At 68.0% G+C, this 12,323-nt stretch carries 14 protein-coding genes, 1 tRNA gene and 2 pseudogenes; 7 read left to right on the top strand and 10 right to left on the bottom strand.

Annotated elements, in window-relative coordinates; all coding sequences use genetic code 11:
• Positions 1-70 precede the first annotated feature (70 nt).
• The 7 genes from CSEG_RS14465 to CSEG_RS14435 all read left to right on the top strand — a co-directional run bounded on the left by CSEG_RS14465 (position 71) and on the right by CSEG_RS14435 (position 4,248).
• Complete coding sequence (locus CSEG_RS14465) at positions 71-325, top strand: hypothetical protein (RefSeq protein ID WP_013079984.1); 255 nt, start codon at positions 71-73, stop codon at positions 323-325.
• 28 nt (positions 326-353) lie between these two features.
• Positions 354-791, top strand: coding sequence for a hypothetical protein (locus CSEG_RS14460; RefSeq protein WP_013079983.1), 438 nt, complete (start codon positions 354-356; stop codon positions 789-791).
• A gap of 25 nt (positions 792-816) precedes the next feature.
• On the top strand, positions 817-1,401 hold the full coding sequence (locus CSEG_RS21640) for a hypothetical protein (RefSeq protein WP_013079982.1): 585 nt from the start codon (positions 817-819) through the stop codon (positions 1,399-1,401).
• Positions 1,398-1,592 (top strand): helix-turn-helix transcriptional regulator, encoded by a 195-nt coding sequence (locus CSEG_RS14450; RefSeq protein WP_013079981.1) that lies wholly within the window; start codon positions 1,398-1,400, stop codon positions 1,590-1,592. Before CSEG_RS21640 ends, CSEG_RS14450 begins: the two co-directional genes overlap by 4 nt.
• A 28-nt stretch (positions 1,593-1,620) precedes the next feature.
• On the top strand, positions 1,621-2,292 hold the full coding sequence (locus CSEG_RS14445; RefSeq protein WP_013079980.1) for a hypothetical protein: 672 nt from the start codon (positions 1,621-1,623) through the stop codon (positions 2,290-2,292).
• 105 nt (positions 2,293-2,397) lie between these two features.
• Positions 2,398-3,285 (top strand): alpha/beta fold hydrolase, encoded by an 888-nt coding sequence (locus tag CSEG_RS14440; protein WP_013079979.1) that lies wholly within the window; start codon positions 2,398-2,400, stop codon positions 3,283-3,285.
• Positions 3,286-3,357: 72 nt separating this feature from the next.
• Positions 3,358-4,248: a TraB/GumN family protein gene (locus CSEG_RS14435; RefSeq protein WP_013079978.1), complete on the top strand. Its 891-nt coding sequence runs from the start codon at positions 3,358-3,360 to the stop codon at positions 4,246-4,248.
• 36 nt (positions 4,249-4,284) lie between these two features.
• Here the strand turns inward: CSEG_RS14435 and CSEG_RS14430 are convergent, their stop codons facing one another.
• The 10 genes and pseudogenes from CSEG_RS14430 to CSEG_RS14395 all read right to left on the bottom strand — a co-directional run bounded on the left by CSEG_RS14430 (position 4,285) and on the right by CSEG_RS14395 (position 12,320).
• Complete coding sequence (locus tag CSEG_RS14430; protein ID WP_013079977.1) at positions 4,285-4,893, bottom strand: HD domain-containing protein; 609 nt, start codon at positions 4,891-4,893, stop codon at positions 4,285-4,287.
• A 77-nt stretch (positions 4,894-4,970) separates the two neighbouring features.
• Positions 4,971-5,045 (bottom strand) — tRNA-Gly (locus CSEG_RS14425).
• A gap of 79 nt (positions 5,046-5,124) precedes the next feature.
• Complete coding sequence (locus CSEG_RS14420) at positions 5,125-6,945, bottom strand: ATP-binding protein (protein ID WP_227878929.1); 1,821 nt, start codon at positions 6,943-6,945, stop codon at positions 5,125-5,127.
• A gap of 381 nt (positions 6,946-7,326) precedes the next feature.
• Entirely contained in the window at positions 7,327-7,671 is a 345-nt protein-coding gene (locus CSEG_RS14415) for an EF-hand domain-containing protein (protein ID WP_013079975.1), read from the bottom strand.
• A 219-nt stretch (positions 7,672-7,890) separates the two neighbouring features.
• Positions 7,891-8,044, bottom strand: a pseudogene (locus tag CSEG_RS23785) (hypothetical protein); the annotation flags it as partial.
• Between the two features lie 66 nt (positions 8,045-8,110).
• Positions 8,111-8,278: pseudogene (locus CSEG_RS23780) on the bottom strand (hypothetical protein); the annotation flags it as partial.
• A gap of 20 nt (positions 8,279-8,298) precedes the next feature.
• On the bottom strand, positions 8,299-9,237 hold the full coding sequence (locus CSEG_RS14410) for a prephenate/arogenate dehydrogenase family protein (protein WP_013079974.1): 939 nt from the start codon (positions 9,235-9,237) through the stop codon (positions 8,299-8,301).
• Entirely contained in the window at positions 9,238-10,359 is a 1,122-nt protein-coding gene (gene hisC, locus CSEG_RS14405; RefSeq protein ID WP_013079973.1) for a histidinol-phosphate transaminase, read from the bottom strand.
• A gap of 46 nt (positions 10,360-10,405) precedes the next feature.
• Positions 10,406-11,206 carry a chorismate mutase gene (locus CSEG_RS14400; RefSeq protein WP_013079972.1) on the bottom strand — a complete coding sequence of 267 codons (801 nt, stop codon included), beginning with the start codon at positions 11,204-11,206 and terminating at the stop codon, positions 10,406-10,408.
• A gap of 103 nt (positions 11,207-11,309) precedes the next feature.
• The gene (locus CSEG_RS14395; RefSeq protein WP_013079971.1) at positions 11,310-12,320 is read right to left on the bottom strand and encodes a DUF2125 domain-containing protein; all 1,011 of its coding nucleotides are present in this window, start codon (positions 12,318-12,320) and stop codon (positions 11,310-11,312) included.
• Positions 12,321-12,323: the final 3 nt, after the last annotated feature.

Here is a 12,323-nt window from a genome sequence, read left to right as displayed (position 1 = left end):
ACAAGATAGCTTGACACGGCGTTGGCTATCTATGACAAACGTCCTTGTCATTTCGACGAGGAGGCTTGTCATGAAGAAGGTCGCGCATCGGGTTGGCGTCAGCCGAACGGATAGGCTCGCCTTGGGCATGGCCGCCAGTTCCGGCGCCATCGTGACGGCCGTCTGCGCCGCGCGCGACATGGGCGGCCCGATCCTGGCGGCCGGCGTCGGCGTGGGCCTGGCGGTGCTCGCCGCGGTCGTGCTGTTCGTCTTCCGGGATCGTACGCCCGCGCCGCCGACGAAAGCCGACGATGACGGCGCCGTCGAAGCCTTGGCCGCCCTCTAGCCGTCACATCCAACAGGAAGTTGCGACGATGAACGAACACTCCGGACGCCAGGCGCGCCGCCAAACAAACGCTCAGCGCGCGCTGGTCGGTTGCTGCATCTTGGGCGCCATCTGCGGCGCGGGCTACCAGTTGCTGAACGATATCGGCGGAGGCGTTTCGCCCACGATGTTCGGGATCGCTTTCGCCATCTTTGCGCCGTTGCTGGGCATCGCGAGCGTTGTCTACTGGCGCAACATCGATGAGGCCGCCCGCGAGGCGCACAAGTTCGCGTGGCTGTGGGGCGGCTCCGTGGCGATGCTGGTCGTCCTGGCCCTGGCCTTTCTGGTTGGGGACGCTCGCCTAGTCGCTTGGATGGGCGAGCGGTCCCCCTCCGGGTGGGTGATGTTCGGCGTCCTGTCGCTGACGACCGCGCAAATGATCGGCTACGGCCTGGTCTGGGCCGGCTGGTGGCTGCGTCAGCGCTGATCCGACCCTCAGAGGAGACTGTCCTATGACCCAGGAGAAACCCACCTGGACGAAATGGGCCTTGTTCGCCACCGGCGCGGTCGCGCTGTCGGCCGTCCCCTTCGCCCTGGCCTTCACGCATGTGGTGAGGGGCGTTGCTTTTCCGATCGCCGTATTCGTCTGGTTCGTCGTCTACCTAGCCTATGTCTTCTTCGGCACGGCCAAGCTGAAGGCGGGGCGGATCGGTCCGGTGATGCAACGCTATCGGCGACGGCTGGCGATCGCTCTGATGAGCTATTGCCTGGTGCTGATGGGGTCGCTCTGGCTTCTGCGCCACATGGACCTGTCGGGGCCGCTGCTGTGGGGCGTCGCCGCCGCTCCGGCCATTCCGATCCTCGGGGTGTTGGTCGTGATGGGTCTCTATCTCCGGGAAGAGCCCGACGAGTTCGAGCGCGCCGTGCATGTCGAGGCGATGATCTGGGGCCTGGGCGTCGTTCTGGCGGTGACCACTGTCTGGGGCTTCCTCAGCAACGCCAACGTCGCACCCGCTCCGCCGCTGTTCCTGGTCTTCCCGCTGTTCTGCCTGGCCTGGGGGTTCAGCCAACCCCTGATCCGGAGGCGGTACCAATGAAGAACCGCCTGAAAGTTCTCCGCGCCGAGCGGGACTGGAGCCAGGCCGATTTGGCCGACCGGCTCGAGGTTTCCCGCCAGACCATCAACGCCCTCGAGACGGGCAAGTACGACCCCAGCTTGCCGCTGGCGTTCAGGATCGCCCGTCTCTTCGGCCAGCCCATCGAAGCCATCTTCCAGGACGAGGCCTGACGGTCCGCCTGCTTCCGAGGAATTCGTCATGTCACTGACGTCGAAGCTCACCAAGATCCCCACCCGCACCCGACGCGTCCTCATTAGCCTGAGCGTTGGAGCCCCCCTGGGGTACGCGGTCGGCTGGTCGATCGCCAACTTCGAAAAGGCCGGCGTGTTCGTCGTGCCGAAGCTGGGGTGGTCGGATAGCCTGGCCCTGTTCCTCGCCGCGCTGATGCTGCTCATCGGCCTGGTGACGCTGGCTGTCAGCACCAGCCGTCGGATGCTGGGCCAGCAGATCAATCCGGACGAACAACGCCCCGCCACAGGCGCGCAGGCGTCCTTCTACGCTCAGAGCGGCGCCGTCCTGGCTCTGGCGGGCGTCATGTTCGCGACGCCGGTGCTGGTTCCAGCGCGGCTCGATCCGGTTCCGACGGTGATCGCCTCGGCCGCGATGATCGCTCTCGTTGCGCTGTTCCTGCTTCAGACCGCCCTGAACCTCTCGATCTGGGCGCGGGCCGACGAGCTTTTGCGCCGGGCGCTGGGCGAGGTGGCCGCCGTCAGCTTCTTCATCCTGCAGGGCGCGCTCTTCCTGTGGGCGGCGGCGGAGAAGCTCGGACTGGTCGCGCCGCTCACGCTTTGGGACGCCGTCAGCGTCATGATGGCGGTCTACCTCCTGGTGAACAGTCTCATCAGCTGGCGTCGCGGCTTGGCCGTCTAGGCCCGCCTTTCCTCCCGATCTTCCACGAGGCCGATCGCCTCGTCCGGCTTTCACTGGCGCCTCGTCGCCGAACCCTTTCGCGCGCCTCTCTCCAAGGAGAACACCATGCGCAAGTTGATGCCTCGGGCTCATCTGTTCGCCGTCGTCATGGCCGTCCTGACCGCCATCGGCGTCTTCAGCGGCGGCGCCCACGCGGCCGACCGGATGACTGTCACCGTCACGGGCAAGGGCCCCGACGTCGTTCTGATCCCGGGCCTGGCCTCGTCCGCCGAAGTCTGGGACGCGACGGTCAAGCAGCTCTCGACATCGCATCGCGTCCACGTCGTGCAGGTCGCCGGCTTTGCGGGCGCTCCGGTCGGCGGCAACGCCGAGGGGCCGGTGGTCGAGCCGCTGGTCGAGGCGGTCGACGCCTACATCAAGGCCAACCAGCTGAAGGCGCCGGCGATCATCGGCCACTCGATGGGCGGTTTCACCGGCCTGCTGTTGGCCCAGCGCCATCCCGAGGACGTAGGCCGCCTGATGATCGTCGACAGCCTGCCTTTCTTTTCGCTGCTGTTCTCGCGGACGGCGACGCCTGAAAGCGTGAGGCCGCAAGCCGCCGCGATGCGCGACGCCACGGTCGCCATGAGCGCCGAGAATTTCGCCAGCCAGCAAGCCATGGCCGCCCCACGCTACGTCAAGTCGCCGGAAGGTCAGGCGCTGATGCTGGCCTGGTCGAAAGCCTCGTCGCAGTCGGTCGTCGGCCGCGCGATGTACGACCTGCTGACCACCGACGCCCGCTCGGGCCTCGCCGGCGTCAAGGCGCCCACGACCTTGCTCTACCCCTTCGACCCAGCGATGGGCGCGCCGGTGACGATGATCGAGAAGATCTACGCCGACGCCTATGCCGGCCTGCCGGCCGTCGCCCTTAAGCGCGTCGACGACAGCCGTCACTTCATCATGCTGGACCAGCCGAAGGCCTTCGCCGACGCGGTCGAGGTCTTCCTGAAATAGCCGTTTCCCGGATCGGCTCTTGCCATCAAGGCCGCCGCCTTCAACCCTCAAGTCAGAACCCTAGGAGTTTCCATGCTTCGCGACCTCAATCGCTCCGCCCGCCGTCTCTGGACGGGCATGATCTCGGCCCTGGCCGTCGCGGTCGCCGGACCGGCCTTCGCAGAACCCGCCTTGTGGGCGATCAAGGACAAGGACTCGACGATCTATCTGTTCGGCACGATCCACGTCCTCAAGCCTGACACCCAGTGGCGTTCGGCCAAGATCGACCAGGCCTTCAAGAACAGCGGCGAACTAACTCTCGAGATTGTCGGGGCGGACGACCCCGCGGTGATGCAGCCGCTGATCCTGAAGTATGGTCTGGATCCGGCCAAACCCCTGTCCAGCAAGATCGGGCCCGAGGCCTTCAAGCACGCGGCCGAACTGGCTCAGGGCGGCGGCGTTCCGCCCCAGGCCCTGGAGGCCATGCGTCCGTGGCTGGCGGCGATCTCGCTGTCGATGGCGCCGGTGATCAAGGCGGGCTACGACCCTCGCAGCGGCGTCGAGCAGGTGCTGGCGAAATCCGCCGCCGAGACCGGCAAGGCCAAGAACGCGCTGGAGACGCCCGAGCAGCAGATCCGCTTCTTCGCCGATCTGCCGGCCAAGACCGAGGCCGACTTCCTGCGCGCGACGCTGGACGACGTGGACGAAGGCGTCGCCAAGATCGACACGATGGTGGCCGCCTGGGCCGCCGGCGACGTCGCCGAACTGGAGAAGCAATTCGTCACCGAGATGAAGGGCGACTACCCCGAGCTCTATGAGCTGCTGCTCGTCAAGCGCAACCAGGATTGGGCCAGCCAGCTGAAGACCAAGCTCGCCGGTTCAGGCGTCAGCTTCGTCGCCGTCGGCTCGGGCCACCTCGTGGGCCCCGACAGCGTCCAGGCTCAACTGGCCAAGCTGGGGATCAAGGCCGAACGGATCGAGTAGGACTTGAAGGCCTCCCCGTAGCGGCGGGGAGGCCGCCTATTCCGCCGCTCGAGCCGGCATGTAGATCGACCGCTTCGGGACGCTCATCACCCGCCCCAGCATCGGCTCGAACGCCTCCAGGGGCATCGACTCGAAGCTGGGGTCGAAGGCTTCCTGGTCGTACACGTGGCAGAACTTGGCCGTGTATTCGAAGTCCGGATGGCCGCGGAACTGGTCGCGCAGGTTCCGGTCCAGACCCAGGTGATGGAAGAAGTAGTAGCCCTGGAAGATGGCGTGATGCGCCACCATCCAGTGGTTCCGCTCCGACACGAACGGCTGGAGGATCGCCGCGGCGATGTCGGCGTGATTGCGCGGGCCCAGGATGTCGCCGATGTCGTGGAGCAGCGCGCAGACGACATATTCCTCGTCCTCGCCGGCCTGATGCGCGCGGGTGGCGGTCTGCAGGCTGTGCTCCAGCCGATCGATGGCGAAGCCGCCGCAGTCGCCTTTCAGCAGGTTCAGGTGCGCGATCAGTCGCTGGGGCAGATCGCGACCGAACTCCATCGACGCGTTGGCGATGATCGCCCAGTCTTCGGCCGTGCCGTCGACCATGGCGTGGAACTTGGCCCGATCATGGGCGTGCGGATCGACCGCGCCGTCGGCCATGGCGTTTCTCCCCAAACGTCTGTTTGAGGTGATCGTGCGCCCGAAGCCGCCGACCGTCAACGCGAGGCAGAGGAGCTTGGAGCGGGCGGGGGGAATCGAACCCCCGACATTCAGCTTGGGAAGCTGACGTTCTACCTCTGAACTACGCCCGCCAAAGGGACGAACCGTTTAGCCCGGCTCGCCATCGCACTCAAGCGTCGGCGCGATCTGATTTTCCGGGGCGAGGGGCCGCTAGGCGTTGGTCTCGGCTTCCGGCGCCTCGCCAGCGCCCACGCAGCGGGCCAGCATTTCGGCCAGGGCGGTGACTTCGATGGGCTTGGGCAGGACATCGTCCATGCCGGCGGCGTGATAGCCCGCGGTCTCCTGTTCCAGCAGGCTGGCCGTGACCGCCACGATCGGGACGCGCCGACGGCCCAGGCGCCCTTCCTCCTGGCGGATGGCGCGCGTGGCCTCGACGCCATCCATCACGGGCATGTGGACATCCATGAAGATCGCGTCCCAGGGCTGGCGCCGCCAGGCCTCGACCGCCTCGCGACCGTCGGAGGCGAAGCCGCAGGCGATGCCGAAGGGCTCGACCAGGGCGGCGATGATCTCGCGGTTCATGGCGTTGTCGTCGACGACCAGCAGGGTGGGGTGGTCCTCTTCGTCGTCGGCGTGCGAGACGCGGGCGAGTCGTGGCGGCGCCTCGGCGATCGCCGGGCAGGGAATGCGCAGGGTGAAGGTCGAGCCCTGGCCGGGCTGCGAGGAGGCCGACATGTCGCCGCCCATCTTGGCGACCAGGCCCTGACAGAGCGCCAAGCCCAGACCGATGCCGCCCGCCGCGCGTTTGGTCGAGTCGTCGATCTGGCTGAAGTGCTCGAAGATCACCGCCATCTTCTCAGCCGCGACGCCGTCGCCCGTGTCGCTGACCTCGATCCGAAGATCGTCGCCCGCGCCGTGGATGCGGCAATCGACGCCGCCTTCCTGGGTGAACTTCAGCGCGTTGTCGATCAGCACGCTGATCACCTGGCGCAGGCGGTCGACATCGCCCAGCCGCGCCTCTCCCAGGCCGGGCTCGAGCTGCATGGTCAGGCGCAGGCCGCGAACCTCGGCCGTCGGCCGATGGAGGTTGTCGAGCGATTGCGCCAGGGCGGTGAGATGGAACGGACGGGGCTTCAGTTCCAGCTCGCCGTCGTCCAACTGGCAGAGGTCCAGCACATCGTCGATCATCATGCGCAGCCGCCGGGCCGCGCCCTTCATTTCGAGCACCTGCTCGCGCTGCTTCTTGTTGAGCGCCGAGCGGGCCAGGATCTGCCCGAGTCCGAGAATGGCGTTCAGCGGCGTGCGCATCTCGTGGCTGACCGTCGCCAGGAAGCGCGACTTGGCTTCGTTGGCGCTTTGGGCCCGTTCGGTGGCGTCCTGGAGTTGTCGGGTCCGGAGGGCGACCCGCGCTTCGAGGTCCTGATTGAGGCTGTTCAGGTCGCGGCTGCGGCGGGCCAGGGCCTCGACGAGGTCTCGATTCTGGTCGCGCAGCTGGATGGAGTCGACCAGCAGGGCGTGGTTGTTGCGATGGCCCGTCAGCATCACCAGCCAGAACGCGACGCCCAGCAGGCCCAGCGCCCGATCGGGACCCAGCAGCAGCGCCACGGACGCGGGGAGCAGGATCAACGAGATGTAGATCCGCCCGGTCAGCTTCAGCGGCGACAGAACGCCGGTGGCGCCGCCCGCCAAGGCCGATAGCACGACGATGATCACGAAACGGGTGTGCTGGCTGTCGAGAGGAAAGCGCAGCCAAGCCAGCACGGCCCACAAGGCGGCGCTGATGAGCAGTCCGGCGGAGAAGGCGACGACGATCTGGTCCAATCGCCGAGCGAACGGGCCGCCTTTCAGCGCGGCGGCGAGCATGCGGTCCACGACGACGCGCGCGGCCAGCACGGCCAAGGTCGCCGCCAGCCACACCCAGTAGATCGGCCGCTCGGCCGGTTGGGTCGCCAGGGTGACGCCGATGGCGGCGGCCGCCTGGACGCCCATCGTCGCAACACTGTTGCGCGACGCCTGCCGGACAAGGGCCATGGTCAAAGGGTTGTCGCGGATGCTTGGACGTCCTCGCGCCAGAGTCATGTCTGCCTTAGGGGTCACGACTGAGGTTGCTGAAGCTTATGCATCCGGCGGTGGGGCAAGTCATCGCGGCCGTCTCGCGACAAAGCGACGCGCGAAATGGCAAACACATTGGAAACCATGCACTTGCACTCACCAGACTCTGCGGACGAGGATCTCGCAGCCTAGTGCATCCGTCGGGCGCGGCCTCTGGCGCGACGTCAAATTGCGGCGGTCTTCGCCTCATTTCGGGTACCTCGCGCCGCCGGTTCGGCGGCGACCTGCTCGCGAAGAAGGCGCAAAAGAAACGCCGCCTGGCCGAGGGCCAAGCGGCGTTCTGAATTTGGCGCGGGGCGCTCAGTTGCCCTGAGGCGGCGGGCCTTCCGGCGGCGGCCCTGGGGGCGGGCCATCGCCCTGCTGCATTCGGCGTTGGCGCATCTTCTCGAAGGCGGCCTTCAGTTCGTCGAGGCTGATCTTACCGTCCTTGTTGGCGTCGATCATCGCGAAGCGGTCTTCGGGACGGCCGGCGCCGGTCCATTCCTTCAGGTCCACCGCGCCGTCGGCGTTGGCGTCCCAGCGCTTGAAGATGTCCTCGGGGGCGGGCATCGGCGGCATTCCGGGCGGCGGGCCGTCCTGGGCGAGGGCGGCGCTCGCGGTGACCGTGGCGCAGGTCGCGAGCGCGGCGAGAAGCATGCGGCGCATGGAGGGTGTTTCCTTCCGGGGGGAATGTCCCTGAGCGCTTTGCATGGGCTCGGATTGTTACGGCGGTGTTTCGAGATTGGGGCGAGATCGGGCGGGTTGCGCGAGGGGCGGAACGGGCGTCCGTCGCGCTGGACGCTCGGCATAGCCGAGACAGGGGCCAACAAAATCAACGACTTCCCACTTTTACACCCCGCTCCATCATCCGCGTTGAAACCGCCCTTATGCTTTACCCACCTCGTCGCGAGGAAAGGGCGCATGGCCAGCGACCATTTGCGGCGACGGGGGGCGATCGAGCGGGGACAGGTTCGAGGGGGATACTCGAACGGTCCGGGGCTGAGCTTGCTGGGCTCACCCGCCCGCCGTCGGCGTGGTTGGAGGCAAAAGGGCGTGTCTGGCTGAAAGCCCGTCCTCTCCGACCGCTGGGACTCTCGGAAACGGGAGGCCCAGGTCCCGGTAAGGCCCAAACAGGGCCACCTGACGGGACGCTGGCGGATAACGGTCGCGCGGAGCGTCGGGCTTCGTCGAAACGGTATTCACTATCCATACTCCGGACGGATGTCCGGCGCTCCGCGTCCCTTTCCATCCCTTCAGCGAGCGATCGCGTGAAGCGGAGCCCCCGCGCCGATGTCAGTGCTTGCCCCGGTCCCGTCCGAAGTTTGGCTCGGCGCTTTCCTGGCCCGCCGCCACGATGCCGCGGCGGATGGCGCGGGTGCGGGTGAAGTGGGTGTGCAGGGTGTCGGCGTCGCCCCAGCGGATCGCGCGGCTCATGGCCTGCAGGTCCTCGGTGAAGCGGCCCAGCATCTCCAGCACCGCGTCCTTGTTGGCCACGAAGATGTCGCGCCACATGGTCGGGTCGCTGGCGGCGATGCGAGTGAAGTCGCGGAAGCCCGAGGCCGAGTACTTGATGACCTCGTTCTCGGTGACGTTCTCCAGGTCCGCCGCGCTGCCGACGATCGTGTAGGCGATCAGGTGGGGCAGGTGCGAGACGACGGCCAGCACCAGGTCGTGGTGCTTCTCGTCCATCAGCTCGACCTGGGCCCCGAAGGCGCGCCAGAAGGTCGACAGGCGTGCGACGGCGGCGGCGTAGGCCTCGTCGTCGTTTTCCAGCGGCGTCAGGATCGTCCAGCGGTTCTCGAACAGCTCGGAAAAGCCCGCGTCGGGGCCCGACTGCTCGGTGCCCGCGATCGGGTGGCCGGGGATGGCGTGGATCTTCGAGCAGTCCTGGGCGCGGAACGCCTCGGCGACATTGCCCTTGGTCGAGCCGACGTCGGTCAGGGTCGCGCCCGGCTTCATGGCCGGGATCACCTGGGCGGCGAGGTCGGGGATCGACAGCACCGGCGTGGCGAGGACCACGAGGTCGGCGTCCTTGACCGCCTCGGCGATGTCGCCGGTGACGTGTTCGGCGACGCCCAGTTCGACGACGCGAACCCGATGCGCCTCGCTGGCGTCGGCCACGGTGATCTCGCCGACGACGCCGTGCTCACGCGCGGCGCGAATGATCGACCCGCCGATCAGGCCCGCGCCGATCACGGTCATCTTGGGATAGAGGATACCCGGCTGCGACATCTATCGACCCATGAACTGGGCGAGGAGGTCGACGACGGCGCGGTTCTGCTCTTCCAGGCCGATGGTGATCCGGATCGCGTTCGGCAGGCCGTAGTTGGCGACCGCGCGGACCAGATAACCCTTCGACGCCAGGAAGGCCTCAGCCTCCAGCGCCGTCTTGCCCGGCGTGGTCGGGAAGGTCGCCAGCACGAAGTTGGCGGCCGACGGCGTCACCTCGAGGCCCAGGCCGCCCAACTGCTGGGTCAGCCACGGGCGCCATTGCTCGACCAGGGCCAGGGAGCGGGCCTGGAAGTCGTCGTCGAACAGCGCCGCGACCGCCGCCTCCTGGGCGGGGATCGAAGTGTTGAACGGCGGGCGGATACGGTCGATCGGTTCGATGATGTGGCTGGGCGCGTAGCCCCAGCCGACACGCAGGGCCGCCAGGCCGTGCAGCTTCGAGAAGGTGCGCGTGACGATCACGTTCTCGGCGGTACGGGCCAGGTCGAGGCCGTCCTCGAAACGCGGATCGCTACAGAACTCAGCATAGGCGCCGTCCAGGACGAGGAGCACCGACGGCGGCAGGGCCGCGTGCAGGGCGCGGATCTCCTCGCCCGTCAGCCAGGTGCCGGTCGGATTGGCCGGATTGGCGATGAAGACGAGGCGCGTGCGCTCGTCGACGCACTTGGCCACCTCGTCGACGTCGATGCGGTGGTTGATCTCCTTGGCCATCCGCACCTCGGCCTGGCAGGCGCGGGCGCCGATGGCGTAGGCGGCGAAGCCGTGCTCGCCCTGGACGATGTTGTCGCCGGGCTCGAGATAGACCTGGCACAGCAGGGCGAAGATCTCGTCGCTGCCGTCGCCGAAGGTCAGGCGCTCGGGTTCGAGCTTGAAACGCTCGGCCACCGCCGCGCGCAGGATATTGGCCTTGCCGTCCGGATAGATGTGCAGGCGGTCGACCGCGTCGCGATAGGCCGCCTTGGCCTTGTCGCTGCTGCCCAGGATGTTCTCGTTGCTCGACAGCTTCACCGGATGCGCGACGCCTTCGACCTTCGACTTGCCGCCGACATAGGCGTGGATGTCGAGGATCCCGGCCTTGGGGACGGGGCGAGGCGCGGCGAAGCGGTCGGCTGCGGAGGCGGTCATCGGACTACTCAGGCTCCGTACGGTTCAGATGTACGGCGGCCGCTTCTTACACGTCGAACTGCTCGGGCGCAGCCCCGATGACGCCGGTCAGTTGGCCAGGCGCGCGGGCCAGCCGCTCGTCGTCCGCCTGGAAGAAGCCGGACAGCGAAAACAGCTTGAGGCCGCCGGCCTCGGCGATCAGTTCGGCGGCGACCCCGTCCTGGCCGAGGGCCTCGACGACGGCGGCCGCGCTCTTGGGCGAGTCGCTGACCCAGAAGGTCTGGTCGCCGCCGGTCGGCTCGACCTCCACCTCGGCGATGGCGAGCGCGGCTTGCGGTCCCCAGCCGGCCAGGCAGGGCAGGGCGGCGAACACCTTCAGCTTCGGCTCGGCCAGCAGGCGCCCCCACCAGGGCGTGTCGCTGGCCAGCGGCAGAACGGCGACGCCCCACGGGGCCCGGGCGACGGCCAAGGCGTCCTGGGGCGTCGCGACGAGAGACAGGCGCGGCGCGGTTCCGAAGCGGAGGCGGGCCAGCTCGACCGTGCGTGCGGGCTCGCGGCCGCCGAAGACGCCCAGTTGGTACGGGCCCTGGCGCGCCAGGTTGTCGGCCATGATCTCGCGCCAGATGCGGATGACCAGGGCGTCGGAAGCGCCCCTGCGGGGGGCGTCGAGCAGCTTGCGGACGATCTGGGCCTCGCGGCCGGGGCGCAGGCCAAAACCGGTGTCGCCCGAGGCCCGCTTGGCGGCGGCGACCGCGCCGGCCAGGCTGGCGCGCTCGTCGAGCAGCTTCAGCAGTTCACCGTCGATGGCGTCGAGCCGCCATCGGACCTCTTCGAGAGACGGCGTGGCGTCCGTCGCGTCGCTGCCCATGTTCTTCCCCGAAATTGGAGGGCGGACCATAGTCTTTGCCGCCGAACACGCAATAGCCAGCCTACACGGGAAGAAAATTGCGTTTTGGGTGATCGTTGCTCGATCAGTAGACCGTCGGCGCGGGACCGGTGTCGAGGACGCCCAGGAAGCTGCGGCCCTCGCGGAAATGCAGGCTGGCCTCGATGACCGGCTCGCGTCCCATGGCCTGGGCGGCCGCGGCCAGGGCCTGCTCGGGCGTGCGGATCGGCTTGGAAAGGTCGACCCGTTCCGTGATGGCGACTTCGAGGTCACCGATGAGACGTCCCTCGGAATCGACGGAAAGAACGCCGGACTTGGCCTTGCCCTCGGCGTCGCCGGCCAGGATCTGGCTCTGCTGGAAGGTGATCTGGCCGCCCGCGGCGCTCCAGCCCTTCACCGCCGCTTCCCAGTTGCGTCCACGCAGCGCCGAGACATGGGACAGACGGGTTTCGAGCACCATCGAGGCGGTCTTGTCCTGGGCGATGCGGCCCAGCAGGCCGGTGAAGGCGGTCTTGGCGCCGTCGGCCTTAAACAGGATCGCGCCCTGGTCGTCGGGACCGGCGCGCAGGTGCAGTTGCATGCCGTCCGCCGAGACCAGCTGGAACGGCTTGGCGCCGGCCGCCGGCGTGAAGGTCAGGCCCGCGCCTTCGACCGAGATGCGCGGCGGGTATTCCTTGATGTGCGAGATGCTGGCCCGCAGCGCCTGGCCGGTGATGGTCACGTCGCCGGCTTCAGGCCGGGTCAGCACCACGCCTTGAGGCGCGACCAGCACCCAGTGGGTGACGTCGAAGATGGCGGCTTCGCCCTTCAGCACCGGCGCGCGGACCGCCCAGCCGGTGGGCTCGGCGACGCGGGCGTCGGCCAGGTCGACGTTCATCCGGAAGGGGAAGCCGTGAAAGGTGCGGCTGCTCCAGGACAGGTCGTAGCCGCGCGATTTCAGGTCGGCCGCTTCGGCGTCCATCCGCTGCTCGGCCTGACCGCGCAGCCAGAACCAGCCATAGCTCCAACCGCCCGCGACGAGGGCGGCGAGGATGAAAGGCGCGAAGAGGCGCCCGCGGTGGGCTTTGCGAGACGGGGCGGCGTCGCTATGGGTCATGAA

It is taken from the genome of Caulobacter segnis ATCC 21756, assembly GCF_000092285.1.
In the GTDB taxonomy this organism is placed as follows: domain Bacteria; phylum Pseudomonadota; class Alphaproteobacteria; order Caulobacterales; family Caulobacteraceae; genus Caulobacter; species Caulobacter segnis.
This window is presented reverse-complemented; position numbering and strand designations above follow the sequence as displayed.

Coding starts and splice junctions, on each gene's coding strand:
- CSEG_RS14465 (WP_013079984.1), top strand. CDS start 71: ATGAAGAAGGTCGCGCATCGGGTTGGCGTCAGCCGAACGGATAGGCTC.
- CSEG_RS14460 (WP_013079983.1), top strand. CDS start 354: ATGAACGAACACTCCGGACGCCAGGCGCGCCGCCAAACAAACGCTCAG.
- CSEG_RS21640 (WP_013079982.1), top strand. CDS start 817: ATGACCCAGGAGAAACCCACCTGGACGAAATGGGCCTTGTTCGCCACC.
- CSEG_RS14450 (WP_013079981.1), top strand. CDS start 1,398: ATGAAGAACCGCCTGAAAGTTCTCCGCGCCGAGCGGGACTGGAGCCAG.
- CSEG_RS14445 (WP_013079980.1), top strand. CDS start 1,621: ATGTCACTGACGTCGAAGCTCACCAAGATCCCCACCCGCACCCGACGC.
- CSEG_RS14440 (WP_013079979.1), top strand. CDS start 2,398: ATGCGCAAGTTGATGCCTCGGGCTCATCTGTTCGCCGTCGTCATGGCC.
- CSEG_RS14435 (WP_013079978.1), top strand. CDS start 3,358: ATGCTTCGCGACCTCAATCGCTCCGCCCGCCGTCTCTGGACGGGCATG.
- CSEG_RS14430 (WP_013079977.1), bottom strand. CDS start 4,893: ATGGCCGACGGCGCGGTCGATCCGCACGCCCATGATCGGGCCAAGTTC.
- CSEG_RS14420 (WP_227878929.1), bottom strand. CDS start 6,945: ATGGCCCTTGTCCGGCAGGCGTCGCGCAACAGTGTTGCGACGATGGGC.
- CSEG_RS14415 (WP_013079975.1), bottom strand. CDS start 7,671: ATGCGCCGCATGCTTCTCGCCGCGCTCGCGACCTGCGCCACGGTCACC.
- CSEG_RS14410 (WP_013079974.1), bottom strand. CDS start 9,237: ATGTCGCAGCCGGGTATCCTCTATCCCAAGATGACCGTGATCGGCGCG.
- hisC (WP_013079973.1), bottom strand. CDS start 10,359: ATGACCGCCTCCGCAGCCGACCGCTTCGCCGCGCCTCGCCCCGTCCCC.
- CSEG_RS14400 (WP_013079972.1), bottom strand. CDS start 11,206: ATGGGCAGCGACGCGACGGACGCCACGCCGTCTCTCGAAGAGGTCCGA.
- CSEG_RS14395 (WP_013079971.1), bottom strand. CDS start 12,320: ATGACCCATAGCGACGCCGCCCCGTCTCGCAAAGCCCACCGCGGGCGC.